22 protein-coding genes and 4 pseudogenes are annotated in these 26,258 nt (G+C 61.1%); 15 read left to right on the top strand and 11 right to left on the bottom strand.

Going from position 1 to position 26,258, the window contains the following annotated elements:
* Window positions 1-124: 124 nt before the first annotated feature.
* Complete coding sequence (locus ILFOPFJJ_RS36585) at window positions 125-400, bottom strand: twin-arginine translocation signal domain-containing protein (protein ID WP_376741469.1); 276 nt, start codon at window positions 398-400, stop codon at window positions 125-127.
* Between ILFOPFJJ_RS36585 and ILFOPFJJ_RS35410 the strand changes: the two are divergent.
* Window positions 401-882: pseudogene (locus tag ILFOPFJJ_RS35410) on the top strand (nucleotidyl transferase AbiEii/AbiGii toxin family protein); the annotation flags it as partial.
* 13 nt (window positions 883-895) lie between these two features.
* Here the strand turns inward: ILFOPFJJ_RS35410 and ILFOPFJJ_RS35405 are convergent.
* Window positions 896-1,204: pseudogene (locus ILFOPFJJ_RS35405) on the bottom strand (helix-turn-helix transcriptional regulator); the annotation flags it as partial.
* Window positions 1,205-1,311: 107 nt separating this feature from the next.
* Window positions 1,312-2,115, bottom strand: a complete 804-nt coding sequence (locus ILFOPFJJ_RS29530; RefSeq protein ID WP_173514071.1) for an SH3 domain-containing protein — start codon at window positions 2,113-2,115, stop codon at window positions 1,312-1,314.
* A 486-nt stretch (window positions 2,116-2,601) separates the two neighbouring features.
* On the opposite strand from ILFOPFJJ_RS29530, the gene ILFOPFJJ_RS29525 reads away from it, so the two are divergent.
* From ILFOPFJJ_RS29525 to ILFOPFJJ_RS29500, 6 genes are all read left to right on the top strand, one after another.
* Complete coding sequence (locus ILFOPFJJ_RS29525) at window positions 2,602-3,231, top strand: response regulator transcription factor (protein ID WP_173514070.1); 630 nt, start codon at window positions 2,602-2,604, stop codon at window positions 3,229-3,231.
* Between the two features lie 178 nt (window positions 3,232-3,409).
* Window positions 3,410-4,600, top strand: coding sequence for an aminotransferase class V-fold PLP-dependent enzyme (locus tag ILFOPFJJ_RS29520; protein ID WP_173514069.1), 1,191 nt, complete (start codon window positions 3,410-3,412; stop codon window positions 4,598-4,600).
* A gap of 23 nt (window positions 4,601-4,623) precedes the next feature.
* Window positions 4,624-5,568 carry an aldolase/citrate lyase family protein gene (locus ILFOPFJJ_RS29515; RefSeq protein ID WP_173514068.1) on the top strand — a complete coding sequence of 315 codons (945 nt, stop codon included), beginning with the start codon at window positions 4,624-4,626 and terminating at the stop codon, window positions 5,566-5,568.
* Between the two features lie 13 nt (window positions 5,569-5,581).
* Window positions 5,582-6,766, top strand: coding sequence for a malate--CoA ligase subunit beta (locus tag ILFOPFJJ_RS29510; RefSeq protein ID WP_173514067.1), 1,185 nt, complete (start codon window positions 5,582-5,584; stop codon window positions 6,764-6,766).
* A 13-nt stretch (window positions 6,767-6,779) separates the two neighbouring features.
* On the top strand, window positions 6,780-7,679 hold the full coding sequence (gene sucD, locus ILFOPFJJ_RS29505) for a succinate--CoA ligase subunit alpha (protein ID WP_173514066.1): 900 nt from the start codon (window positions 6,780-6,782) through the stop codon (window positions 7,677-7,679).
* Window positions 7,680-7,830: 151 nt separating this feature from the next.
* Window positions 7,831-9,423: a BCCT family transporter gene (locus ILFOPFJJ_RS29500; RefSeq protein WP_173514065.1), complete on the top strand. Its 1,593-nt coding sequence runs from the start codon at window positions 7,831-7,833 to the stop codon at window positions 9,421-9,423.
* A 350-nt stretch (window positions 9,424-9,773) separates the two neighbouring features.
* Here ILFOPFJJ_RS29500 and ILFOPFJJ_RS29495 read toward each other — a convergent pair whose 3' ends face one another.
* Window positions 9,774-10,040: a type 1 glutamine amidotransferase family protein gene (locus ILFOPFJJ_RS29495; RefSeq protein ID WP_246299892.1), complete on the bottom strand. Its 267-nt coding sequence runs from the start codon at window positions 10,038-10,040 to the stop codon at window positions 9,774-9,776.
* A 223-nt stretch (window positions 10,041-10,263) separates the two neighbouring features.
* On the opposite strand from ILFOPFJJ_RS29495, the gene ILFOPFJJ_RS36310 reads away from it, so the two are divergent.
* The 5 genes from ILFOPFJJ_RS36310 to ILFOPFJJ_RS29480 all read left to right on the top strand — a co-directional run bounded on the left by ILFOPFJJ_RS36310 (window position 10,264) and on the right by ILFOPFJJ_RS29480 (window position 15,021).
* Complete coding sequence (locus ILFOPFJJ_RS36310) at window positions 10,264-10,596, top strand: DJ-1/PfpI family protein (RefSeq protein WP_312032751.1); 333 nt, start codon at window positions 10,264-10,266, stop codon at window positions 10,594-10,596.
* Window positions 10,597-10,615: 19 nt separating this feature from the next.
* A complete protein-coding gene (locus ILFOPFJJ_RS35395; protein ID WP_246299901.1) occupies window positions 10,616-11,086 on the top strand; it encodes a helix-turn-helix domain-containing protein in 471 nt (156 codons plus the stop codon).
* Complete coding sequence (locus ILFOPFJJ_RS35390) at window positions 11,053-11,223, top strand: helix-turn-helix domain-containing protein (RefSeq protein ID WP_312032750.1); 171 nt, start codon at window positions 11,053-11,055, stop codon at window positions 11,221-11,223. The genes ILFOPFJJ_RS35395 and ILFOPFJJ_RS35390 overlap by 34 nt, the downstream gene beginning before the upstream one ends.
* A 265-nt stretch (window positions 11,224-11,488) precedes the next feature.
* Entirely contained in the window at window positions 11,489-14,464 is a 2,976-nt protein-coding gene (locus tag ILFOPFJJ_RS29485) for an NAD(P)-dependent oxidoreductase (RefSeq protein WP_173514064.1), read from the top strand.
* Window positions 14,461-15,021 (top strand): DUF4147 domain-containing protein, encoded by a 561-nt coding sequence (locus tag ILFOPFJJ_RS29480; RefSeq protein ID WP_173514063.1) that lies wholly within the window; start codon window positions 14,461-14,463, stop codon window positions 15,019-15,021. Before ILFOPFJJ_RS29485 ends, ILFOPFJJ_RS29480 begins: the two co-directional genes overlap by 4 nt.
* Here ILFOPFJJ_RS29480 and ILFOPFJJ_RS29475 read toward each other — a convergent pair.
* Entirely contained in the window at window positions 14,914-17,415 is a 2,502-nt protein-coding gene (locus ILFOPFJJ_RS29475) for a TRAP transporter permease (RefSeq protein ID WP_173514095.1), read from the bottom strand. The two genes, ILFOPFJJ_RS29480 and ILFOPFJJ_RS29475, sit on opposite strands and share 108 nt — an antisense overlap.
* A gap of 160 nt (window positions 17,416-17,575) precedes the next feature.
* Window positions 17,576-18,559 (bottom strand): TAXI family TRAP transporter solute-binding subunit, encoded by a 984-nt coding sequence (locus ILFOPFJJ_RS29470; RefSeq protein ID WP_173514062.1) that lies wholly within the window; start codon window positions 18,557-18,559, stop codon window positions 17,576-17,578.
* 117 nt (window positions 18,560-18,676) lie between these two features.
* Between ILFOPFJJ_RS29470 and ILFOPFJJ_RS29465 the strand changes: the two genes are divergently transcribed.
* Window positions 18,677-19,549 (top strand): MurR/RpiR family transcriptional regulator, encoded by an 873-nt coding sequence (locus tag ILFOPFJJ_RS29465; protein ID WP_173514061.1) that lies wholly within the window; start codon window positions 18,677-18,679, stop codon window positions 19,547-19,549.
* A gap of 6 nt (window positions 19,550-19,555) precedes the next feature.
* On the opposite strand, the gene ILFOPFJJ_RS29460 is transcribed toward ILFOPFJJ_RS29465, so the two are convergent.
* Window positions 19,556-20,881, bottom strand: coding sequence for an aspartate aminotransferase family protein (locus tag ILFOPFJJ_RS29460; protein ID WP_173514060.1), 1,326 nt, complete (start codon window positions 20,879-20,881; stop codon window positions 19,556-19,558).
* A gap of 130 nt (window positions 20,882-21,011) precedes the next feature.
* Here ILFOPFJJ_RS29460 and ILFOPFJJ_RS29455 point away from each other — a divergent pair, with 130 nt between their 5' ends.
* On the top strand, window positions 21,012-21,860 hold the full coding sequence (locus tag ILFOPFJJ_RS29455; protein ID WP_173514059.1) for a beta-keto acid cleavage family enzyme: 849 nt from the start codon (window positions 21,012-21,014) through the stop codon (window positions 21,858-21,860).
* Window positions 21,861-21,970: 110 nt separating this feature from the next.
* Here ILFOPFJJ_RS29455 and ILFOPFJJ_RS29450 read toward each other — a convergent pair whose 3' ends face one another.
* The 3 genes and pseudogenes from ILFOPFJJ_RS29450 to ILFOPFJJ_RS29440 form a co-directional block, all read right to left on the bottom strand.
* Window positions 21,971-22,288: a DUF1476 domain-containing protein gene (locus tag ILFOPFJJ_RS29450; RefSeq protein WP_173514058.1), complete on the bottom strand. Its 318-nt coding sequence runs from the start codon at window positions 22,286-22,288 to the stop codon at window positions 21,971-21,973.
* Between the two features lie 489 nt (window positions 22,289-22,777).
* Entirely contained in the window at window positions 22,778-23,077 is a 300-nt protein-coding gene (locus ILFOPFJJ_RS29445) for a HigA family addiction module antitoxin (protein ID WP_173514057.1), read from the bottom strand.
* Window positions 23,078-23,107: 30 nt separating this feature from the next.
* Window positions 23,108-23,387, bottom strand: a pseudogene (locus ILFOPFJJ_RS29440) (type II toxin-antitoxin system RelE/ParE family toxin).
* A gap of 414 nt (window positions 23,388-23,801) precedes the next feature.
* Between ILFOPFJJ_RS29440 and ILFOPFJJ_RS29435 the strand changes: the two are divergent.
* Window positions 23,802-24,483, top strand: a pseudogene (locus ILFOPFJJ_RS29435) (DUF2161 domain-containing phosphodiesterase).
* Window positions 24,484-25,186: 703 nt separating this feature from the next.
* Here the strand turns inward: ILFOPFJJ_RS29435 and ILFOPFJJ_RS29430 are convergent.
* Complete coding sequence (locus ILFOPFJJ_RS29430) at window positions 25,187-26,113, bottom strand: AraC family transcriptional regulator (RefSeq protein WP_173514056.1); 927 nt, start codon at window positions 26,111-26,113, stop codon at window positions 25,187-25,189.
* Window positions 26,114-26,258: the final 145 nt, after the last annotated feature.

The following is a 26,258-nucleotide window of genomic DNA, read 5'->3' as shown; positions in this document are numbered from 1 at the left end:
TCACGCATAGTTGAATCGCCGATGGTCGCCACTCCTTGCAAGAGCTTCGACAACCGCCGCTTGTTAACCCAATCTTTTCAGCCGTAGCCTTGCTCCTCCGGCGCCTTACTCGGTTGCCGTTCCTTCAGGTCCGCCGCGGTTCGTGAAAGCGGCACCAGCCATTGGGGCTGATCTCGCCGGCAACGATCTCGCAAGCGTTCGGCTCGAGGAAATGGGTGCATCCCGCACAGCGGCGGCCCCGGTTGGGAGAATTCTGGTAAGCCGCCTCACGCTTCGGGGTAGTTCCCGCGCCACGCGCCACGGGCGCCATGCGCGGACTTGTCATGCAAGAGGTGAGTCCGACGGCTCCGGCAACTGCAGCCCCAGTCCCTGAAACCTTCAAAAAGTTCCGGCGGGACAGCTTTCCTCGATCAGCGGCGCTCGGATCAACCTGACGATCGACTTCGGCTTTGGCGATGCGCTCGAGCCCGGGGCGGAGATGTTGGACTATCCTTCCATGCTGGATTTCCCGGCGCCTCGCCTCCGAGCCTATGCGCGAGAGACGGTCATTGCGGAGAAGTTCCAGGCGATGGTCATGCTGGGGCGTGCAAATAGCTGGATGAAGGATTTCTACGACCTTTGGGTTCTCAGCAGGTCCTTTGATTTCAGCGGTGATCGGCTGGCGCGCGCAATCGCCGCTACCTTGAGCGGCGCGAGACGCCGATTCCCAACGACCTACCGGATGCGTTGACGGACGCCTTTGCACGGGACGAGCAAAAGCAGCGACAATGGCGTGCTTTCGTTGAAGGCGTTGCACACAATCCGGGGAATCTGACGGAGATTGTTCCGCAGATTGATACATTCCTGATGCCGCATGCGGTTGCGGCTGCGAGGCTGAGCAAAGAGGCAGTTCGAAGTGCGGCGCTGTGTCAAAGATCATATCGAGGCATAAAGCCCATGATCTCAAAGAGATGAATCAGGCGCGGGATCGACATTCGAGCTTCTGAGCCTCGCTCGTACCTCCCGTAAACAGATACCGACAGGCCTAGCAAAATGCGCTAACTCGGCGCGGGAGATGCCTTTGGCCTCGCGCGTTTTCTTGAGCAGGCCGAGATCTTTTCATCCATCTCCTTTGCGGTAAGGATGCCGTCGAAACCCGACTGCCGGAAGACCGGCCTGTCAAATCGGTTATTTCAACCAAACCTCGTGCGCTCATTAAGCTGATTGCATCAGTCACCGACCTTGCCCTTTTTCTTGGTTTCCGCCCCTCAGCGGTTACTATGCACCGAAGTGAAGCATTTTGGAGCGGCTGCTCTGCCGCCCCCGGCCACATTAGTTCGGGCAATCCGGTTCGCCGAGTTCGCAGACACGTCGCTGCGGCCTGCGGCGGCCATTGTCACCACCCCTGCGGTCACGATTGTCGTCGCCGCGACGGATGACGCGATCGCCATCATCGCCCCCACGTTCGAAGTTCCGGCGGTTGCGATCGCCGCCGCCGCGCAGATCACGGTCAAAGTCCGGCCGACTACCGACATTAGGCCTGCGGTTGGGCGCGCGATCGAAATCCGGAAGGCGATCCGGACGATCGTCAAGGTCCCGGCGTCTTTCAGGGGGACGGCGAAAATCGGGCCTCCGCTCCAACCTCCCGTCGAATTCCGGGGGCGGAGCTGGCCTCGGCTCGAATTCAGGTCTGCGGCTAGGCGCCGCACGGCGATCCGGGCCGCGATAGAAGTCCGGTCCGCGGCGCCAGCGATCGCGATCGCGGTAAAAGTCATAGTCGCGATAGTGACGATCCCAATAGCTGCTGAAGCTGAAGACAACGGCGGGAATACCGAGCGGGCGATAATATCGAGGGCCGACATAAACACGGCGCTGTTGATAAAGTACCTGTATATATCGGCCGTGCACCCAGCCACGGTCGCCGTAGAACTCCACGTCGCACCAGGGCACGTCGGCAAGACAGCCGTAGATTTCGATGGATTCGCCGGCCGGAATTACGGTGACCGCCGGATATGCCGTGCTTGGGCCGGCGCGCAAATTGACGTTCGCCGTCGCGAAGCCTTCTGTCGCCTGAGCGATCGCCGGAGCAAGCAAAAGCATACCGGTTGCGGCAATTTTCAAAAGGGTGCGTTTCACGTTTTCAACTCCCTCGGGAGGCAGCCGTCATGCGACATCCGGCATTTGACTTTGCTCGGTCTTTCTCCGGTTCCCGGGCATAGTTGGAGCGCCTGCCAGCTCTTATTAGGCGGCTACCATCGTCTTGTCTTTCAATGGTTTATAGCGTGCTCTGCATGAACGCAGCTTGAACGCTTTGGGAGGCTTTTCTTCATGCTCCTGCCTATGAGATCCGTTCGGTCATTAACGCCTCAATCTCCTGCACCTTCAACGAGTCGGCTATGGACTTGGCAAGGGAAACGTCCATCGCCCCGGCCTGGACCGCGTCGCCGTCTGAGCGCGCTCGTCGGCCCTAAATATGCGCGGAACCCTTCGGACATTACTCTCATAAAAAGACGTTTTAAGACACGTTTCGTCGCTCGACGGTGAAATGTACGGAATTTGTGATGTTACTGTTCGGATCGTCGCTGGATGGTGCGTGTCACCGCATAGGACGCAGGGAGGCACATGTCGCAGGAGGTCGGAGGCCGGGTTTTGATTGCGGAGCGCAACCCACTGGTGATTGCCGCTCTTCGCGGACTTTTTTCCGAAAATGCCAGGTTTTCCATCATCGATACGGCGCGAACATCGGCCGAACTTTGCGAGAAGCTTGCCTCCATCAAGACGGATTGCGTACTGCTCAGTTGGCAGCTCGACGATGCAGAGGCGCCCGAGGTGCTAGCGGAACTCAGCCGGCTGGGGTTCGACCCACGGATTGTTCTCTTCGCCGATACTAGCAATCCTTCGATCCTCAACGAGACCATCCGGCTTGGTGTCAACGGTCTCTGCTACCAATTCGAAGATCCTGAAATCCTGTTCGCGACGCTCACCGCCGTAATGCAGGGTCGGATCTGCATTCCCTACACGGTGCTATCGAAAATTTCGAACACGCCGTTCCAACAGCTCACCTCTCGCGAGACAGAACTGCTCGGCATGCTGGCCAACGGTTGGACCAATATCCAAATCGCCGCTCGAACAGGCATTTCCGAGAATACCGTGAAATACCACCTCAAAAATCTTTACGACAAGCTCGAGGTGCGCAACCGCGCCATGGCGGTCGCCCTTTACGCCAAGGAACGCCGGCGCAATCTGGAGTGACTACCTGCGGGTAGTCTTTTCCCTACCCATCCCTTGCAAGTGACCACCCGTTAGGGCCGCTCCTGCGCTGCTCGTCGGGCATTCTTTTCTGCCTGAGCGAGTGTTGTGCGGACATGGTCCGGAAGGCAGCTTTGGCGCCGACGAAACGCCGTCCGCGGACGCAGCCATTGGAGGAACGATGTCAGGCTACAATCATCTCTTCATTCCCGGCCCCACCAACATTCCCGAACAGGTTCGCCAGGCGATGAACCTGCCGATGGAAGACATGCGCTCCCCTCGATTTCCCGAGTTGACATTGCCGCTCTTCGCCGACGTCAAGAAGGTCTTCAAGAACCAGAACGGCCGCGTTTTCATCTATCCGTCCTCGGGCACCGGCGCCTGGGAAGCGGCGATGACCAACGTACTTTCCCCCGGCGACAAGGTTCTCATGAGCCGTTTCGGCCAGTTCTCGCATCTCTGGGTCGACATGGCAGAGCGGCTGGGCTTCGAGGTCGATTGCCTCGACATGGAATGGGGCACCGGCGTGCCGGTCGACCTCTATGCCGAACGTCTTGCCGCCGATAAGGCGCACCAGATCAAGGCCGTCTTCGTCACGCATAACGAGACCGCGACGGGCGTGACCTCTGATGTCGCGGCCGTGCGCGCGGCGCTCGACGCCGTCGGTCATCCGGCATTGCTTTTCGTCGATGGGGTCTCCTCAATCGGCTCGATCGATTTCCGCCAGGACGAATGGGGCGTGGACTGCGCCGTTTCCGGTTCGCAGAAAGGCTTCATGCTGCCAGCCGGCCTCGGCTTTCTCTCGGTCAGCCAGAAGGCGCTCGACGCGTCCAAGACCGCGCGCCACATGCGCTGCTATTTCTCCTTCGAGGACATGGTCAAGACCAATGACACGGGTTACTTCCCCTATACACCGCCGACGCAGCTCCTGCGCGGTCTGCGTGCCTCGCTCGACCTGATCTTCGAGGAAGGCCTCGAAACCATCTTCGCCCGCCATCATCACCTCGCGAACGGCGTCCGTGCCGCGGTCTCTGCCTGGAGCCTGAAACTCTGCGCGACCGAGCCGAAGTGGCATTCCGACACCGTCTCGGCGATCCGCCTGCCCGCCGGCATCGATGGCGTCCAGGTCATCAAGCATGCCTACAGCACTTACAAGACTTCGCTCGGCAGCGGCCTCTCCAAGGTGGCAGGCAAGGTCTTCCGCATCGGCCACCTCGGCTCGCTGAACGAAGTCATGGTTCTGGGTGCGCTTTCGGCCGCTGAACTCACGCTGCTCGATTGCGGCTTGAAGATCGAGCCGGGCTCGGGCGTGGGCGCAGCGATCAAGCAGTTTCGCTCTGCCGCCACGGCGTCGACCGCCAAGGCAGCCTGAAGAGACCGGAAGGGGAAAACTCCGTGAGCCACACGATACATCATCTCAGCCGGCTGCGCCTGCAGCGAAGCGAACTCGCCGTCCCGGGCTCTAACCCCGAGATGATCGAGAAGGCCGCCAATTCCGAGGCCGACTACATCTTCCTCGACATCGAGGATGCGGTGGCGCCGGCGGACAAGGAGCGCGCTCGTGCCAACATCGTCGCTGCCCTCAATCAGATCGACTGGCGCGGCCGCGGCAAGACGATCTCGGTCCGCATCAACGGGCTCGACACCCACTACATGTATCGTGACGTCGTCGATCTTATGGAACAGGCGGGCGACCGGATCGACACGCTGCTGGTGCCGAAGGTCGGCGTGCCGGCCGATCTCTACATGGTCGAGGCCATGGTCAACCAGATCGAGATCGCCAAGGGCTACAAGACCCGCGTCGGCCTCGAGGCGCTGATCGAGACCGCGCTCGGCATGGCCAATGTCGAGGCCATTGCATCCTTCGGCGGCCGGCTCGAAGCGCTGCATTTCGGCGTTGCCGACTATGCCGCGAGCCTGAAGGCCCGCACCGTCAATATTGGCGGTCTCAACCCTGATTATCCCGGTGATCAGTGGCACTTCGGCCTGTCGCGGATGACGGTTGCCTGCCGCGCTTACGGTCTGCGTGCCATCGACGGCCCCTTCGGAGATTTCTCCGATCCCGACGGCTACAAGGCCGCTGCCCGCCGTGCCGCGGCCCTCGGCATCGAAGGCAAGTGGGCGATCCATCCGAGCCAAATCGCGTTGGCCAACGATATCTTCTCTCCGCCGGAGAAGGAGGTCGACCGCGCTCGCCGCATCATCGATGCGCTGAAGCTTGCCGAGAGCCAGGGCAAGGGCGCGGCATCGCTCGACGGCAAGATGATCGATGCCGCCTCGGAACGCATGGCGCGCAACGTGCTCGCTACCCATGACGCAATCACCGCCGGCCGCCGGTGACAGGAGGGGACCTATGGACATTCACGAATATCAGGCTAAGGAACTACTCTCCCGCTACCACATCCATATCCCGCGCGGCGGCCTTGCCTATAGTCCGGAGCAGGCGGCTTATCGCGCCAGGGAGATCGGCGGCGACCGGTGGGTGGTGAAGGCGCAGGTCCACTCCGGTGCGCGCGGCAAGGCGGGCGGTATCAAGCTCTGCTCGTCCGACCACGAGATCGTCGAGGCCGCCGATTCCATGCTCGGCCGCACGCTTGTGACGCACCAGACCGGGCCGCAGGGAAAACTGGTCAGCCGCCTCTATGTCGAGGAGGCGATGGATATTGCGCGCGAGATTTACATCGGCTTCGTGCTCGACCGAAAATCAGAGCGCATCATGATCGTTGCCTCGTCTTCGGGCGGCATAGAGATCGAGGAAATCGCCGAGGCCGAGCCGGACTCGATCATCCGCGCGACCGTCGATCCCGGCGTTGGAATGCAGGACTTCCAAGCCCGCGAGATCGCCTTCGGGCTCGGCATCGACAATGCCCTGATCGGCCGCGCCACGCAGACGCTCATCGGCTGCTATCGCGCCTTCGTCGACTATGACGCTTCAATGCTGGAGATCAACCCGCTTGTGGTCACCCGCGGAGGTGACCTCGTGGCTCTCGACGCCAAGATGAGTTTCGATGAAAACGCGCTCTTCCGCCGACCGCATATCTCGGAGATGCGCGACAAGAGCCAGGAAGATCCGCGCGAGACATACGCATCGGATCGCGGCCTCTCCTATGTCGGCCTCGACGGCAATATCGGCTGCATCATCAACGGTGCGGGCTTGGCCATGGCCACCATGGACATGATCAAGATCGCCGGCGGCGAGCCCGCGAACTTCCTCGATATCGGCGGTGGCGCCTCGCCCGAGCGGGTGGCGAAATCCTTCCGGGCCGTCCTCACGGACAAAAACGTCGAGACCATCCTCGTCAACATCTTCGCCGGCATCAACCGCTGTGACTGGGTGGCGGAAGGCGTGATCAAGGCATTGCGTGAAGTCGGCGTGCCGGTTCCGCTCGTCGTCCGTCTGTCCGGCACCAATATGGAAGAGGGCCGGCGCATCCTCGCCAATTCAGGCGAGAACATCATCGTCGCGGAAACACTGGCCGAAGCGGCCGAGAAGGCGGTCGCCGCCTGGCGTTCGTTCACTGCCGGCAAGGCTGCCTGAGGAGGTCCAAGATATGTCCATTTTGCTTGACAAGAACACCCGCGTCATTGTCCAGGGCTTCACCGGCAAGATCGGCAGCTTCCATGCCGAGGACATGAAGCGCTACGGCACCAATGTCGTCGGTGGCGTCACCCCCGGCAAGGGCGGCCAGACCCATCTCGGCATGCCGGTCTTCAACACGGTCAAGGGCGCCGTGCAGGAAACCGGTGCGGATGCCTCGATCGTCTTCGTGCCGCCGCCCTTTGCTGCCGACTCCATCATGGAGGCGGCGGATGCCGGCATCCGGCTCTGCGTTTGCATCACCGACGGCATTCCCTCCCAGGACATGATCAGGGTCAAGCGATACATGAGGCGCTATCGCTTCGAGGATCGCATGACCCTGATCGGGCCGAACTGCGCGGGGATGATCACGCCTGGAGAGACGATGATGGGCATCATGCCTGGTTCCATCTATCTGCCCGGCCGCATCGGCATCGTTGGCCGCTCCGGTACGCTCGGCTATGAGGCCGCGAGCCAGATGAAAGCGCTCGGCATCGGCGTGTCGACCTCGGTTGGTATCGGCGGCGACCCGGTCAACGGCTCGTCCTTCAAGGACATGCTGGAACTGTTCGAAAAGGATCCGAACACCGATGCGGTCTTAATGATCGGCGAGATCGGCGGGCCGCAGGAGGCGGAAGCCGCGCTCTGGGCGCGCGACCATATGAAGAAGCCGCTGATCGCCTATATCGCAGGCCTTTCGGCCCCGAAGGGACGCCGTATGGGTCATGCCGGCGCGATCATCTCCGCCTTCGGGGAATCGGCGCAGGAAAAAGTCGAGATACTGAAGAGTGCGGGTGTCGCGATCGTTCCGACCCCGTCGTCCTTTGGCGAGATCGTGGCGGAAGTGCTGTCCGCCATGGGCAAGGCCGCCTGAATGGGAAAACCCCGTCGCCAGCGCGACAAAGCAGGACGCGGACAGCGATGGGGATCAAGGTGGCCGAGAATATCACGACCTTCGGAGGACCGTATGGCTGGCTTGGCTGCTCGGTAGACGGTGGCCAAGAGTTTAACTGGGAGGACAAAAAATGCAGCAATCACGACCTAGTCAGATCGATCCGGCCGTATTCTGGCCAGCCATGTTCATCATCCTGGGATTCGTCGGCTGGGGCACGGTGTTTCCTGAAAGCCTGTCCTCGATTTCCAAGCTGGTTCTCAAAAGCATCATCGACGGCTTCGGTTGGGGTTTCGTCGTTTCTTCGGCCGGCTTTCTGATCTTTGCACTCTTCCTGGCCGTCAGCCGCTTCGGCAAGATCCGGCTCGGACAGGACGATGAGCGACCGGAATTCCGTACCGCCTCGTGGATCTGCATGATGTTCAGCGTCGGCATGGGCATCGGACTGATGTTCTGGGGTGTTGCCGAACCCATCTATCATTTCGACAGCCCGCCTCATGGGCAGGCCGCCCCGAGAAGCCTCGAAGCGGCCCTCGTCGCGATGAAGTATTCCTACTTCCACTGGGCGCTTCACCCCTGGGCCATTTACGCGGTAGTTGGCCTTGCCATCGCCTATTTTACCTTCCGTAAGGGAACGTCGAACTTGATCTCCGCTGCCTTCACGCCGATCCTCGGTGAGGCCGCAAGCGGACCAATCGGCAAGGCGATCGACGTGCTTGCGCTCATCGCGACACTGTTCGGAACAGCTACGTCACTCGGCCTCGGCGCGCAGCAGATCAACAGCGGCATGAACTTCCTCTGGGGCACGGGCGTTTCCAACATCATCGCGCTGACCATCATCGGCATCATGACGGTGCTGTTCATTCTCTCTGCGGTGTCTGGCGTGGGCAAGGGGATCCAATTCCTCTCCAACATGAACATGATCATCGCGATGGTGCTGCTGATCTTCCTGGTGTGCATCGGACCGACGATTTTCATCTTCAACACCTTCACGGAATCGCTGGGCTTCTATCTGAGCGACCTGGTGACCATGTCGTTCCGCACGGCTGCCTTCAGTGACGGCAAGTGGCTGGGGAGCTGGACTATCTTCTACTGGGCCTGGTGGGTCTCCTGGGCGCCATTCGTCGGCGTGTTCATCGCCCGCATCTCGCGCGGACGCACAATCCGCGAATTCATCATCGGCGTGCTGCTGATCCCGAGCGGCGTGACCTTCATCTGGTTCACGATCATGGGCGGTACGGCGCTCCATTCGGAACTGTTCGGCGCCGGCGGCATCGTTGATGCTGTAAACAACGAGGGTGCGGCCGTCTCGCTCTTTGCCCTTCTGGCGCAGTATCCATTCGCCTGGCTGACATCGTTGATCGCCATCTTTCTGGTCGCGATCTTCTTTATCTCGGGCGCGGATGCAGGGGCGGTCGTGATGGGAATGCTTTCATCCCGGGGGGCCCTGGAGCCAAAGCCCGGTGTAGTCGTCCTTTGGGGCGTGCTTGCCGGTGCCTCGGCCGCAGTGCTTCTGGTCATGGGCGGGCTTCAGGGCCTCCAGACCGCCTCGATCATCGCGGCCGCACCGTTCCTGCTGGTGATGGTCGGGCTTTGCATTTCGCTATGGCATGCCCTTCTCGATGAGCTCGAAGAAGGAAGCGGGCGTCGGCCGGTGACAGCATCCGCTACGCCGGAAACGGGAAATGTCGAAGCTTCCGGGTTCGTACCTGAAGCAGTGTCGTGATCTGAGATCGTTCGGTGCATGGCCGGCTCTACGGGGCCGGCCATGCAGAAGTGGTCTCTAACTAAAGCATCAAGGGACCGCCCGTGACAGCGCCTGTCGTCGCCAGGGGAGTTTATGTCGGGCCTGTTGGCCTACTCGCTGCGGCGTGATCTGAGTGGGACTGCACCTACGGTCGTGCAGCAACCGAAGCGACGTCTTTCAGACGGCTCAAACCCAGCTCGGGCAATGCGAGTTACTACAACGGCGTGTTCGTTTTTGACGGCCGTAGGAATTGTGCAGTCATGCGAGAGGCGCCGTGGAGGCACTTCATGCGGCCGTCGCACATGCGCCCGCGCGCGCCGCCGGCGCGTTCACGCTGCGAGCGCCCAAACATCTCGCGATAGCACTTGGAGAAATGCGAAGCTTTCCGCCACAGAACTATCAGCTTCAAGGGTGAGGCCGCAGCTTGCACGGACCTTGGCGCCGTCGGAAGAGACCACGCGCCACGAATAGGGTTCGTAACCGACGACGGCGTTTGCCAAACGCAAGGCATCGAGCGCCGATGAGAACGCCAGCATTGTGAAATCCGGCTCAAGGTAGAATGCGAAGAGACGCTGTTCTGCGCTCACCATTTTCATGCACAATCCTCCCTCGACGGCTGAGCAACCTCGCGTTCCGGCAGCGTCGCATGGCAATCTCTCCCAGCTGCATAGAATATTGACGCGTATTAGACTTCTGAAAAGACTGATTGCGTCATATCGGGAGTAGAAATGAGACATCAAGCGATGGCTGCAAACGAGGTTTTCCCGAGGAGCGTGCCGCGCGACCAGAATGCGCGTCTGACGGTGGGGGTTCGTTCTGGTGCACCGATTTACGCTCTGTACCTTCGCCAACTTCGTGGACGTGTTGCGCCTCGCTGCGGACGAAGGCGACCGTAGCCGGCCAATTCAATGCCGATGGAAAGTTATTGCCCCCGATTTGAGGCCGATTACGGCCAGCTGCGGCGTTTCCGTTCAGCCTCAGGAGGTGTTCGGCAGCCCCAAACTCTTCGATTATATCGTCGTGGTCGGCGGGCTCATCGATGGGATGGACCGGTGTGACGAGAGGGTACAGGCTTTCTTGCAGAAAGCAGCCGAAGCCGGGGTCCCACTCGTAGGCCTTTGTACCGGAACCTTCATCCTCCCGCCGGTTTGATGGAAGCTACCGCGGCTGTGTGAGCTGGTTCCAGCATCAGGATTTTCTCTCCCAATTCGATGGCCTCAAGCCGGTATCCGACCAGATCTTCGTGGTCGACCGCGACCGTCTGACATGTTCCGGCGGCACCAGCACGGCCCACCTTGCGGGCTTACTCGTCGACAGGCACATCGGCAAAGCCCAATCCACGAAGAGATTAAACATCATGATGATCAGCGGGGCGGAGGAGGGGGGAACACCGCAGCCAGGTCTGACGCTCGACTTCAGGGCCAAGGATCCACTTGTCAGGAAAGCGCTTCTCCTGATGCAGCAAAGTCTGGACGCGCCACTCTCCGTCGCCGAGATGGCAAGACATCTGGACGTTGAGAAACGATCTCTCGAACGGCATTTCAGGGAGGCACTTGGAATCTCGCCTCTGTCCGCGTTCATCGACATGCGGCTTTCGGTGGCGCGTACATGCTCGAGAGTACCGACAAGTCGATTGCTATGATCGCAGCGGAAAGCGGTTTCTGCGATTCCTCGCACCTCAGCCGGATGTTCCGGAGGCGGTTCGCTAGCACACCGCATTATTTCCGCGCGTCCTTGGAGTCTTTAGGGCGGTCAGAAGGTCGAAAGACTCCCGATTGACGCGTCGGTTTTGCGTATGATTTTGCGCGGCCCACGATAGGTCGCTTACCGCAGTCGCCGAACTTTGGGCCCCTCGCGGCGTCCCTTTCCGCATTAGTTCCGTCGAGGCCGTCGATGCGCTGCCAGCGCCGGCGGCAGCAATCCCTGACAGCAGGCGAACCCATGACGCATTCCGCGTGCTGTTCGGCGCATATGAGGTCTTCTTTCTGAAGTGTTCGATCCACTATCCGCGCATCCTCACGCCTCGAAAACAGATGGGCAGATCATGATGAATATCGCGCAGATGCAGGAACAGCGACTGAAGGCACTCCAACTGACCAGATCGGGCGCGCCGAGGCTGCCTTCCAATCCGTTCTTCGGCGTCGGCCCGATCACCGATGCGACCACCGACGAAGTGGACAGCCGCCTACGGCGCCTCGCCTTCGATGCGTGGATCGAGAAGACCTATCGCAAGTTTGACGACAGGGGCAACGACATCGGCGGTTTCACCACCGCCGAGATTTCGCGCAGCATGCACCGCGGCTATCCGGCGGACAAGATTCTGACTGACATGATGCGGGCGATCCATCGCTATTTCGGTTTTCCGAAGACGAACCGCATGGCCGTGGGGCTCGGCGGTGGCCACAGCGGCTTCACCGTCTGCGTCCAGCACCTGATGAACGCCAACGACGCCTCCCAGCGCATCTATGTCGATACGCCGCGGCCGGAGAGCGATCCGTCGAAGGCCGCGGGATTCTTCCGCCAGTCCTGGGCCACCCAGCTGATCGAGATGCAGCGCTTCGCCGAAAAGGGTTGCGAGAGCCGCATCCATTTCGCCGCCTCGGAAGGCGTGATCCCGTCGGCAGAAGAGCTCTCCGCCCTCGGCGTCTCGATCTTCGTCGGTGTCGGCCACGAGACGACCGGAGCCAATGCCTATACCAGCCGCGAGATCCGCGAACTCTTGAGCTGGATAGATGGTGATCCGGCAAACCGCCACGCGGTGTTCGATGCCACCTCGATGCTCGGCGCCATGCCGTGGGAGCCCGAACTGGTCGCCGCCGTCATGGCGAAGTGCTGCCTTTTCATGCCGTTCCAGAAGGCGATCGGCGGGGTTTCGGGCTATTTTGTCGCCTCCTTCACGCCGCATGCCCTGACATTGATCGAGAAGAACCAGCAAGATCCTGCCTGGGCGATCCCGCGCCAGCTGAAGATCGCGCCGCCGATCGATCCCAGGCAGCCGTTTTCGGCCAAACGCTCCGTCGATGCCGGGCCGTTCTACGATGCCGCCGAAGACCGCATGCTTGGCGGCGTTATCAACACGTACAGCGCGCTCGCCTTTGCCGAGACCACCTTTGGCCTGTTGCAGTCGGAGGCGCGCGTAGGCTCCGTCGTTGACCTCAACCGCCGCTCCGCTGCCAACCGCAAGGTGATTGACGAATGGGTCGCGTTGCATCCGCTTCTGTCGCTGACTGTCAACGATTCTGAGCGGCGCGGCGCGGCGGTGACGCTGCTTAAGGTCGAAGACGACGGCATCACCGACCCCGACATCCATGCCCGCATCATCACCCGTTCGAAGCAACTGCTCGGGTATGAGGGCATTACCCATCCGAACGGCGAGTACGAGCCCGGCCTCGACGCGGCCCGGTACGTCAATGCCTTTCCAGGCACGCCCGGCGACTATCGCGCCTGGGTCGGCGGCATCCGCGAAGCGGAAGATGTCGTCGCGCTGCTGGAGAATCTCCAATACGCCTATCTGCGCGCCAAGATCGTTGTTCTCGAAGAGGAACTGGCGAAGAACGGCGTCACTTTCGAGGCCGCGGCCAGGGCCGACGGCGCTGTCCGCAAGGACGATCCGGCGCGCGCCTACACCGTGCTGATCGCCGATCTGGTCGGCCTGCGTTTCGGCGCCGACGGCCAGCCGGATCATAGCGAGATTAAAGCCTATATCGAGGAAAATGGCGGCGTCTTTCATGTCGGACCGCTCGGCGACCGCTCCGCGCTCGAAAAGGGCCGCATCCACTTCTTCTACCAACCGAACCTCAGCACCGAGGCGGAGATCCTGCCGCAGACCGATAAGGGCCAGTACGACGCGCTGATAGCGGCGGCGACCTTCATTCCGGAGACCTCCATCTTTCCGCTCGGCGGCGTGCGCATCGGCGCCGGCACCGGCAACATGGGCTCGGCCTCCTGGGGCGGCGGCAACGGCGAGGGCGGGGACGCGCCGCTGATGAACACGCCGGGCATCAACAGCCGGGCGACCGCCCAAATGGCGATGAAGGCGATCCTGAAGGTCGTTCCCGACCTGCCGGTCGACAGGCTGCACCGCATGGTCGCCGAGGGTGACTTCGACACAGGCCGCCAGCTCAAGGATTTTCCGACGGCCAAGCTCGAGGGCCGCAAGATCGCCGTTCTCGGCTACGGCAATATCGGTCGCGAAGTCGCCAAGCTCGCCAAGGCCTTCGGCATGAAGGTGGCGATCTACGCCCGCGAGCGTCACAAGCGCTGGATCGAGGCGGAAGGCTTCGAATACGCTGCAAGCCCGGTCGCGGCGGCGACCGGTGCCGACGTGCTCTCCGTCCATATCGGCCTTGGCCGCCTTGACGCGGCGACCGGCGTCTATTCCAACGCCGGAATAGTCGATGCGAAGGTGCTCGGCGCTATGAACGACCGCGCGGTGCTGGTCAACTACGACCGTGGCGAGGTCGTCGATGCCGCGGCCCTCGACGAGGCGCTCTCGTCCGGCAAGATCGCGCACGCGGCGATCGACGCCGACCTCTTCAAGGACGCCGCCACCGGCAAGCTCAGCGGACCGATGCTGCCTTACCTGCCGCTCGAAGAGAAGCACAAGGGCAAGCTCGAACTGCTGCCGCATGCGGCTGCCGACACCGACCATCCTTCGCGGGTAACCGGTGCGAAGCAGGCGGTCGACCAGATCTTCGACGTCATCCGCTTCAAGTCGGTCACCAATCTCAAGGGCGATCTGCCGGAAGGTTACGTGTCGGCCGGCAGCCGTACGCCAGCCGGCATCGGCCGGGTGACGAAGCAAGTCGTTACCGAGGTCGGCGGCAGGGCGGAGCTTCTGGAGGAACTGCGGCAGACGTCGGAAAAGGTCGCGGCGATTCTGGGCGCGCTCTGTGGCGTTTCCGATCCGAACCACCGCGGCCGTATGATCGATCGCTATACCGGCCTCCTCGTCGAGAGTGTCGACCGGCAGCGGGTGCTGTTGGAGCAGCTCGGTCTCTACGGGCCGGCGGAGGAGTGAGACACGTTGCCCCTGACGAGCGCCGCCGGTTTCTGACCTCGCTTTTTGATGCCGCCGTCGCCGCTGGCGATCCGGCAAAGGTGATCGCCGCCAATCTGCCGCCGCGCCCTAAGGGGCCGCACCGTCGTGATTGGTGCTGGCAAGGGGTCGGCGCAGATGGCAAAGGCGCTGGAGAGCCATTGGGACGGTCCGTTGACGTCGTCGTCACGCGATACGGCTTCGGCGTCGCCTGCGAGAGGATCGAGATCATCGAGGCGTCGCACCCGTTACCGGACGAGGCGGGTCTCGTTGCCTCGAGGCGGCTGCTGGAGGCGGTCTCGGGTCTGACTGCGGACGACCTGGTCATCGCGCTCGTATCCGGCGGCGGCTCGGACCTCCTGCCGGCACCTCCCGAGGGCTTGACGCTCGCGGACGAGATCGCTGTCACTGTCCGACATGCTTGCCTTCCGTCACGGTCGCTCGGCCGTTGTCACCTGGACTGGCCTTCTTCGAGCGAACTGCAGGCCGGCAATGCCGGCGGTCAGGACCAGCGCAATGCTTACCGGGATAACGCTTGATGGCTGCTGGGCTCTTTTCAGCACTGCGACCACGTCGTATCCGACCTCGAGACCGATGCGCTTGGCATAGGAGCCGAAGGCGACATTGCTGATCATCAAGTTGTCGCCCGCAGGTGTGACGGTGAGCCCGATCGACCGCAACCGCTGCTGCGACTCGCCCGGTTCGCCGAGTGGAACGTTTACAGTTTTGTGAACCTCGTCCCCCATCAGGTCAAACCCTTGGACCACGAAGTTGATCCGGCCCTTCGCCGGAGCCTCTTCGACGGCTCTCAGGAATTCTGAGGCCGGCAACTCCTCGTAGGGCGGCGAGATCTGGTTCAGCCACCAGTCCGGGCGGAATAGCGTAAAGCAGGCAAGCAGCAGGACTGCGCTTTCCCAAAGCCGGCTTTTTGTCACGAACCAGTTCATCGTCGCGGCGGAGAAGATGAGGATGGCGGCAAGGGAGATGCCAGCGACCCAGATCGTATGTGCCCAGGTTTCGACGCCGATCAGCAGGATCGCTGGATTGAATACGAAAACAAAGGGCAGGATGGCCGTGCGCAGCGAATAGAACGCGCCCTGGAAGCCCGTGGCAATCGGATCTTCCTTGGATATCGCCGCCGCCGCGAAGGCGGCGAGTCCGACGGGCGGCGTGATGTCCGCCATGATCCCGAAATAGAAAACGAAGAGGTGCACCGCGATTAGCGGAATGGCGAGCCCTGCCTGAGCGCCGAGTTCGACGACCACGGGCGCCATTAGGGTAGCCACCAGGATGTAGTTGGCGGTCGTCGGTATGCCCATACCGAGCACCAGACTGATCGCTGCGATGAGAATAAGCATCAAAATGACGTTGCCGCCCGAGATGAACTCGACGAGTTCGGTCATCATGAGGCCGAGACCCGTGAGCGTGATCGTTCCGACGACGATACCGGCCGTGGCAGTGGCAACTGCGATGCCGATCATACTGCGCGCACCGAGCGCCAGGCCGTCGGTCAGGTCCCACGCTGCCGCGCGCACCGAACTTGCAAAATGCTTCTTCCGGAAAATAGCCATCAACGGCTTGCGAGTGGCGACGATGCCGATGATCGTCAGCGTGGCCCAGAAGGCCGAAAGTCCGGGCGACAGCTGCTCGACCATCAGACACCAGAGCAGGACGGCAATGGGAATGAGAAAATCGAGCCCGGTTCGCGTCACATCCCATGCCCGCGGCAGTTCGAGGATCGGTGCGTTTGGATCGTCGAGCTCGAGATCCGGGTAGCGGGCCGAATACCAGATCGTCCCGACGTAGAGCGCCACGCCCGCGATCGCGAGCACAAGGGGCGAAGTCTCGCCGAATGCCGCCTTAACGGCGACGATCCCGTAGTAGAGGAGGCAGACCGCGAGTACGCTCCCGGAAAGCCCGAGACCGATGCGGAGCCATCGCTCGCGCCTCGGAGTCGGGCGCCGCGGGATCGGCTGCATGTTCAGCTTCACCGCCTCCAGATGCACCATGTAAAGAAGGGCGATGTAGGAAAAGACAGCCGGCAGCAGCGCGTGCTTGACGATCTCCGCATAAGGAATGCCGACATATTCGACCATCAGAAATGCGGCGGCGCCCATTACCGGCGGCATGATCTGACCGTTTATCGAGGCCGTTGCTTCGATCGCGCCGGCCCTTACGCCGGAAAGCCCGGTGCGCTTCATCAGAGGAATGGTGAAGATACCGCCGGAGACGACGTTCGATACCGACGAGCCGGAGACGACGCCATTCAAGGCCGAGGAAATCACGGCCACCTTGGCCGGGCCGCCGCGCAGGTGTCCGAGCAACGCGATGGAAATCTGCATCATCCAATTGCCGGCGCCGGCCTTTTCAAGCAACGTTCCGAACAGGACGAAGAGAAAAACGAAGCTCGTCGAGACCCCGAGCGCAATGCCGAACACGCCTTCCGTCGTCAGCCACTGATGATTGATGAATTTCACCAGCGATGCGCCGCGGTGCTGGATGACGTCCGGCATGTATTGGCCGGCGAACGTGTAGAAGATGAAGGTGCCCGCGACGAACACCATCGGCAGGCCGAGCGCGCGGCGGGTGGCCTCAAGCAGGAGCAGGATGCCGGCCGTGCCGGTGACGAGGTCGAGTGTGGTCGGCTGGCCGGGCCGCCCGGAAAGCACGTCATAGAAGAGAAACAGGTATGCGCCGGCGAAGGCGCCCAGCACCGCAAGCGCCCAATCAGTGAATGGCACCCGTTCGCGAGGGGACCTTTTCAGAGCGGGATAGGCGAGAAAGGCCAGGAACAGCGCAAACCCGAGGTGGATGGCGCGCGCTTCGGTATCGTTGAGGACACCGAAGCCAAAGACAAATGGCAGGGGAGACGCGTACCAGAGCTGGAACAGCGACCAGGCGACAGCGGTCCAGAGCAATATCTGCCCCGTCACCCCTTTAGCGTTGCGCCCACCGGTATCCGCCTCGGCGACCATTTGCTCCAGGTCCACATCGACCTGCCGTTCTTGAACGTCGCTCGTGACACCCTCCCACTTTTATTCGCCGGCGGGGACACCGTGGAAACCGCCGGCCGCCGCGAGAATATACCGGTGCTTATTTCAGCCAGCCCCTCTCCTTGTAATACTTTTCCGCGCCAGGATGCAGTGGCGCCGAGAGACCGTCCTTGATCATCTTGGCCGGGTCGAGATTGGCAAAAGCCGGATGCAGCGACTTGAACTCATCAAAGTTCTCGAACACCGACTTGGTGAGCTGGTAGACGCTTTCCTCCGGAACATTGGCCGACGTGACCAATGTCGCCAGAACACCAAAGGTTTCCGTATCCTCCGGGTTGTTGTTGTAGAGGCCACCCGGGATGGTCGCCCGTGCGTAATAGGGATTTTCGGCGACCAGCTTGTCGACCGCTTCGCCGGTCAGCGACACCAGCTTTGCGCTACAGGTGGTCGTCGGATCCTGGATATTGGCGGAAGGATGGCCGACACCGTAGAAAAAACCGTCGATCTTGCCGTCGCAAAGTGCCGGGCCGTGCTCGTCGGCCTTGAGTTCCGATGCAAGCGAAAAATCGGCAAGCGTCCAGCCCATCGTGCCGAGGAGACGCTCCATGGAAGCGCGCGTGCCCGATCCCGGATTGCCGACGTTGAAGCGCTTGCCTTTGAAGTCTTCGAACTTTGTCACCCCGGCATTCGGATGAGCGAGCACCGTAAACGGCTCCGGATGAATCGAGAAGACCGCCCGGAGGTCGGCGTGCGCGCCGCCCTCCTTGAAGGATTCCTCACCCTTGAAGGCGTTGTACTGGACATCGGACTGCGCCATGCCGAAGTCGAGTTCGCCCTCCTTGATGGTGTTGACGTTGAACGCCGATCCGCCGGTCGATTCCACTGAGCAGCGGATTCCGTGCGTTTTCCGGTCTTTGTTCAAGAGCCGGCAGATAGCGCCGCCGGCGGCGTAGTAAACGCCGGTGACGCCGCCAGTCCCGATGGTCACGAACTTCTGTTGCGCCACGGCGCTGCCTGCAAACAGCAGCGCAGCCGAAAGAGCGGCGATCTGCGCTCCGCGCAGGGTAATCCGTTCATGTTTCATCTATTTCTCCCTTGATCCCGTGTGTGCCATTGCAGCCGTCCCGAGTTTTTGTGTCTGAGGCACGTCGATGCATGCTACGATCGTTGCGCTTCATCAAGCAAGAGGAATACTTGTTACATGGACGGGCCGGACATGAATTATGATGCGGTGCAGGCGCGCATCTTGACCGAGATTCCTGATTTGAGCTCGGAATTGCGCAAGGCGGCCCGGTTTCTCGTAGACCATCCCGATGAGGTCGCATTGGTATCGATGCGCGTGCTGGCGTCGCGCTCGGAGGTGACGCCGACGACCTTTGTCCGGCTGGCTCGGCGCCTCGGCTTCACCGACTGGGCGGCGTTTCGCAAACCCTTTGAGAACCGGCTTCGTTCCGGCAACGCTCCTTTCGCAGCCAAGGCCGATGCGCTGGTTTTGCGCGGTCCGGAAGCAATCTTCGTCGAATCGCTTCGGACCAACGCGGCTAACTTCGCGGCAGCCGAAGTCGCCAACGACGGCAAGGAGATTGCGAGAGCTTGCGCGATCCTGGAACGGGCACAGCATGTCCGCGTGGCCGGCTTCCGGAGTTGCCGCGCTCCGGCTCACGCACTTGTCTATCTCTGCCGGATGTTCCGACGCGACGCCACGCTGCTGGGCAGCGACGGCGGTTCATTGGAGGCGGAACTCGCGGCGCTGGACAGGAAGGACGCGGTCGTCGTTATCGGCTTCGCGCCATATTCTCGCGAACTCGGGCCTGTCGTGGAGACCGCGCAGCGGCACGGCGTCCCGATGATCGCGATAGCCGACAGCATCGCCGCCCCGATCGCGCGGCACGCCGAGGTCACTCTGCGCTTTTCGACTGACAGTCCATCGTTCTTCCCATCGGTTGCCGCGGCACTGGCGATCGTCGAGGCATTGGCAGCGACGATGCTTGCGCGCAGCGGCCCCGCCGCGGCGGCCCGGGTTCGGGCTACCGAACTGGAGCTCCAGGGCCTGGGGGCCTATCTGCCGGAATGACGCGCGTTAATCGGCAATAGCCGCATCAATTGCTTCGCCCAGCCGCTCGACAACCGTGTTGACCGTCGCCGCATCGATGATGAAGGGCGGCGCGATCAGGACGTGATCGCCGCGTACGCCGTCAATGGTGCCGCCGCCCGGGTAGACCAGCAAATCGCGCGCCATTGCTTCACGCTTCACCCGTGCGTGAAGTTTGAGGTCAGGTTCGAACGGCGCCTTGGTCGAACGACCCTCGACCAGTTCGACGCCCATGAACAGACCGCGTCCGCGAATGTCGCCGACGTGCGGATGATTGCCGAATCGCTCGTCCAGCCGCCGCGAGAGATACGCACCCATTGTCCTGACGTTGGCCAGCAGATTGTCGCGCGCAATCACCTCCTGCACGGCAAGTGCCGCGGCACACGCCATCGGATGGCAGATGTAGGTGTGGCCATGCTGGAACTGGCCCGAGCCGTTGGCGAAAGCGTCGAAAATCCGCTGGTTGAGCAGCACCGCGCCGATCGGCTGATAGCCGCCGCCAAGCCCCTTGGCTATCGTCATCAAATCGGGAACGATGCCGTCTTGCGCGCTCGCGTGAAGCGTGCCGGTTCGACCCATGCCGCACATAACCTCATCGAGAATCAGAAGGATGCCGTAGCGGTCGCAGATGGCGCGGATGCGCTGGAAATAATCCGCAAGCGAAGGTACGGCGCCGGCAGTGGCGCCGACCACCGGCTCCGCGATGAATGCCATTACCGTTTCGGGTCCAAGTTCGAGGACCTTGTCTTCGAGCGCTTGCGCGGCGCGGACCGCATAGGCTTCGTCTGTTTCGCCGGGCTCCTGGAAGCGGTATGCGAAGCAAGGGTCGATATGGTGCGTTTCGATGAGCAGCGGATGAAATTGCGTTCGGCGCATTTCATTGCCCCCAGCCGCGAGCGCCCCAAGCGTGTTCCCATGATAGCTCTGTCGCCGGGCGATGATGTTGCGCCGTCCTGGCTGGCCAGTTTCAAGGTAATATTGCCGCGCCATCTTCAGTGCTGCCTCGATCGCCTCCGAACCGCCCGATACAAAATAGGCGTGGCTGATGCCTGCCGGCGCGCTTTCGATCAGCTGGTCGGCCAGTGCCTCGGCGGGCGCGTTGGTGAAGAAACTCGTATGGGCATAGGCAAGTCTATCGGCCTGCGTGTGCAGAGCGGCGATCACGTCCGGATGGCCGTGCCCGAGGCAAGACACCGCCGCGCCGCCGGATGCGTCGATATAGGACCGCCCGGCCGTGTCGACAAGATAGACGCCGTGCCCACCGTCCGCCGTCGGCAGTTTCGCATGGATCTGGCGGTGCAGGATTCGTGTCATGACGCCCCTCGGGTCAATGGTGTTACAAAGCCGAACTTCCGCCTGGCAGGAGGCAACAACGTCCCCGTGGCGCCGGGCATGCAACATATGTTACACTATCGCCGATCATAGAAACAAATGAATTGCGCGCATGACCACATCTGATCCGACCACCCAGAGCGGTCCTACGCCAATCGCTATCGCCGTCGCGCCCAATGGAGGCCGCCGCTCCAAGGCAGACCATCCGGCCCTGCCGTTGACACCTGATGAACTCGCGGCGGATGCTACGGCCTGCCTCGAGTCCGGCGCTTGCATGATCCACATCCACGTGCGCGACAGGGATGGCAGGCATCTGCTGGATGCTGGGGTTTACCGGGCGGCGATCGCCGCAATCCGTGCGGCGGTAGACGACGAGCTCGTCATTCAAATCACCAGCGAGGCGCTCGGCATCTACCGGCCGGCAGAGCAGATGGAGGTGGTGCGCAAGGTGAGGCCGGAGGCGGTGTCAATTGCGCTGAGAGAGCTACTGCCGGATGAAAGCCATGAGACTGGATTTGCCCAGTTTTTGGAGTGGCTTCGCAGCGAAAGGATTGTACCGCAGATCATCCTCTACACGCCGGAGGAAGCGGCTTTACTCGCAGCGCTAACGGCGCGCGGCCTGATCCCGTTCGAGCACCTACCCGTCCTCTTCGTGCTCGGCCGCTATGCCGTCGAGCAACGCGCGATGCCCTCGGATCTTTTGGCGTTTCTGGCGCCCGGCATGCCGCGTTTTGCACACTGGAGCGTTTGCGCCTTCGGCCCCCGGGAGGCCGCTTGCGTGACGGCCGGCGCTTTATTCGGCGGACATGTCCGGGTCGGCTTCGAGAACAATCTCTGGCTGCCGGATGGTTCGCTTGCATCTGACAACGCGGCCCTTGTCGCGGCGAGTTCTGAAGCCTTGCGCGCCTCTGGGCTCATCATCGCGGATGCCGATCGTTTGCGTCGCATGTGGTCCGTGTGATGAGCCGGTCCATGTTGTCGATCACCGATCACCACACGAAATGAGCAAGATCCAATGACGTCCCAGTCCGAGATCGCAGTCGGCGGTTTTCTGTCAGAACTCAGTGGTAGTCAGGTGTCCCTGATTTGGTCGACGGCGGTCGCCAGCAGTTCGTCCATGATGACGCGAATCTGTTGATCGGACTGGGCGACGCCAGCCGCGTCGAAATCGGCGCGCACCTTGCGGAAGACATCGTTGTCACCTGCCTCTTCGAAGTCCGCGCGGACCACCTCCTTCGCATAGGCGTCGGCGTCCGCTCCGGTTTTACCGAGCTTTTCAGCAGCCCACAGGCCAAGCAGCTTGTTACGCCGCGCCATCGCCTTGAACTTCAGCTCCTCGTCCATCGCAAACTTCTTTTCGAAGCCTTCCTGACGGTCCTTTATGCTCATCGCTTGGCCTTCGTTTCAGGTTGTGAGTTTAGACCTTCATCCGACATCCAGAAGATGACCGGCTAGGCGCGACCGAGAGTGGCGCGAATGGACGTCGTTGGCAAGACCAGGCCATTCACGCAGATGATCAGCGAGGATTACAGACTCAAGCTGGAACGGCGCGGTTCTTGTTCTGGGCATCCGGACCTTCCGACCGGCCGTCGTGAACGCCCGGGTCGAGAGCAGCCCTACCTCCACGAGCCTAGAAGCGCGCTGTAGGTGATGTCCTCGTTCTGTGCTTCGAAAATCGCATAATGTATCGAGTGGGACGCGGCCTTGCTGGACGGGGCGGGTTGCGCGGTCATCCCTCCGTTCCATCACGAAGTGTCCGCCAATCCTGCGACCACCGACCATCTGACAAAACGAAGTAGCGACCTGAAGGTCTGGTTGCGTCCGGCGCGCCCCCACGCATAGCCAGGCAAAAGTGGGCGGCGCGGGGTCACCGTCCAGCTATGCCGCCGTCTCGATTTCGGGAATCAGTTCCAGTTCGGCGTGAAGTGCAACTTCCTCTGTCTTGAGATCGAAGCTGGTCTGCATGTTCATCCAGAACTCCGGCGTCGTGCGGAAATACCTGGCGAGGCGAAGGGCAGTATCCGTCGTTATCGGTGTTTGCTCCGCCGCGATACGCTCGATGCGGGTGCGGGGAACATTGAGCTTCTTCGCCAGTGCGCCGGCGCTCATCCCTAGAGGAAATAGGTATTCTTCGCGAAGGATTTCGCCCGGATGGACCGGGGGAAGGATATGGGTCATCTCATGCTCCTTGTGTGCCACTATTGGCCCTCAGTGGTAGTCGACAATTTCGACGTCTTCGATACCAGCATCGGTCCAGACGAAGCATATGCGCCACTGATCATTGATCCGGATCGAATGTTGGCCTTTTCTATCGCCCTTAAGCGCTTCAAGTCGATTTCCCGGGGGGAACGAAGGTCGTCGAGAGCGGCAGCGCTGTTCAGGATTGTCAGTTTTCGAACGGCGGATCTCACGATGTCTGAAGGGAAGCCCTTGGCGCTTTGCCCCGTGCTACAGCCTCGGTTTTGGCGTTCTTGAATGACCTGATCACGACTGGCTCTTTGATGTTTGTATCATACGGTGATACGGACGGAAGTCAGCCAAAATGTATCATCACGCGATACAATATCGCAATCGGCCAGGCGACCTTCTAAAAGGAAAGCGGATTGACAGGTCCGTGCTCCCCGGCGCAGTGATCCCGCTCGACACCATTCGTAAAGGGGATGGCAGCCGGTTTGACCGCGCATCTCAAATTGGTGATTGGAGCCGGCCCTTGGTTCGGTTCCCTTCAAGAGCATCGTTCCAATGCCGCGGCGAAGTCCTGGCCGATCGTCGTTAGGGATGCATTGGGGGGCTGTCTCCACAGCCCAACCGTGTAATCGCGTTGGCGGCGATAGATGCGGTGTCCCGTCCCGACGGATCGATGTAGTTTATGGAACGATTCTTCGCTTAAACCTGCAGGCATATGGAAACTTCGCTTTATCTGCCCGTCAAAGGCTTTCTCGAAAAGGCAGGTTACGTCGTCAAGGGCGAAGTTGGCGGCTGCGATCTCGTCGGCTTGAGCGACGGCGATCCGCCTGTGGTCGTGATCTGCGAGTTAAAACTGAGCTTCAATCTGGAGCTCATACTGCAGGCCGTCGATCGTGCAGCTGTCGCCGACGAGGTCTGGATCGCGGCGCGAGTCTCGGCCAAGGGCAAAGGTCGCGAGGCCGACAAACGCTACCGCGATCTCTGCCGCAGGCTCGGGATCGGCATGCTCGGCATTTCCGATACCGGCGACGTCAGCGTTATTGTCGGCTCCGTATCGCCGATGCCGCGAACCAATCCGAAACGGCGTTCGAGACTCATGCGTGAACACCAGAGGCGACGCGGCGATCCGGCAGTAGGCGGGAGCACACGCGCGCCTGTCATGACCCGCGTACCGCCAGCAGGCGCTCGGCTGTGCGGTAGCGCTGGCATCAGGACCGCTGCGCGTGCGTGAAATCAGATTCAACATACCGGATGCCGGGAAGATCTTGCTTGCGAATGTCTATGGCTGGTTTGAACGGCTCGACAGAGGCGTCTACGGCTTGACAGACGCTGGACGGGAAGCACTGCAGCGATGGCCGCAGCAGGACATGCAGGCGACAATAGCCGTCCAGGCGTGATTTTTGTTCCACAATAGAGCTTTACGCCGCTCAATCGAAAACATGGCCTGTAGTTCGAGTCCCCTCAAGGCGAGGGATTGAGACATCCGGACCGGGCGGCATGTTGCCGGCCTCCGGGTCGTCTCAGTCGGCTGGAGAGTTCGCGTCATAGCCCTTGATCCCATGAAGCGTCAGGAGCGGATACTTGGCCAGTATGATCCGAGTGTTTCAATTGGGGCCGAGACCGGACTGGCAGCTTCCAGGTGGCGATAATGCAAAGCGGAAGAGAGCTCATTAAGTTACCCGTCCGAACCCATTGCGCGCTCGGCGGTTCTTTGGCCGCTCGGCTAGACCTCGGTCGACTCGGCGAGCCAGCGCGTCCTCGACGTCGACGCCAAGGTAGCAAAACGTTTTCTCGATTTCGGTGTGCCGAGGAAAATCAACATGGCATGTAGATCGCCAGTCACCTTGTTCATGATGGACGCTTTTGTCCTGCGCAGCGAGTGGGCGCCGTGCTCTTGCCATCGACGTCCCGCGGCGAATATGCACTCATTGCCGAGGGGGCCTATTGCCGAGGACTTATATGCCCTCCCGATTTCGAAATGCGAACTCATTGACGGCTCGTCGCGTCCGAAAGGAGTAGGCCTGAGTCTAGGCATAATGAAGTTGCGAGGAGAAAATTCACCTTCCCGCCGAGCGAAGTATCCTCGACTAATCGCTAGGCTCACTGCACAGGAATATGGTCTGTCGCTGTCTGAGGTAACGGAACGGTTCTACGGTTGGTGGACAGTTTCCGGTATTTTGTAGGTGTTAGGTTGTGGTGGCGGAGAAACACCCGGTTGAAATTTGACAGATTGCGATAGCCCACCTCGAAGCAGATGTCGGTTATCGGAAGAGAGGTATCGGTCAATAGCTGACCCGCCTTCCAGATACGAAGCTTGTTGACGTGGTCGGTGAAGCTGTGGCCGCTGTTCTTCTTGAAGAATCGCGAGAAAGCGCTGTCGCTCATCCCGACCATGCGAGCCATGTCCGGCAACCGGATATCTTCCGATAGATTGGCAAAGATATACGCGAAAACCTGTTGCAGGGTTTCGAGCGAGCCATAGCTCAGGTCCGGCACATAGGCCTCTGAAGACAGCGTATCGAACTCGTCCGTGTCTCGCAGCAGCGACAACAATGACAGGAAGGTCGAAAGCCGCACCGAGCCGGTCTGGAACTCCATGTCGAGTATCAGCGCCTCGGCCTGTTCCCGCGCCCGGCCTTTGAAGGAGAGCCCCCGCTGCGCGCGGGTGAGAAAATCACGCAGCCCCGCCAGTTCCGGCAGGAAGGCCGAAGCCTGCTCCAGCTTGGCCGGCAGAAACTGGATGACGATGTCGCGTCCTGGAATGCGCTCATCCGGTCCGAGCGGCGTCACCCAGTCGTGCGGCAGGTTGCTGCCGATGACGGAAATATGGCCCGGCGAAAACGCGCCGACATGATCGCCTGCAAGTAGGACGCCGCTGGCGTTGGGAATGTAGTGGATCTCCACCTCCGGGTGGAAATTCCAGACGTTGCGTTCCCATGGATAGTCGTCGCGGCGCCAGAGGAAAGACTCGTCCGCGCCGGTCAAGACATATTCAAATCTCGCGACCGTCGGCGAAACAACTGACATTGCGGACGTCCTCCCGTGCTTCCCGGCATCCTCGTTACGCTGACAAGTAATACTAGATTGTGCAACGCACACAAGATTTCATGCGTGAATTCGTCATTTCGCGCATGAGAGTATCAGTATCGCGCAACGACCGCGCTTGTGTCCA

This window comes from Sinorhizobium psoraleae, assembly GCF_013283645.1.
GTDB classification, from domain to species: Bacteria; Pseudomonadota; Alphaproteobacteria; order Rhizobiales; family Rhizobiaceae; genus Sinorhizobium; species Sinorhizobium psoraleae.
This window is presented reverse-complemented; position numbering and strand designations above follow the sequence as displayed.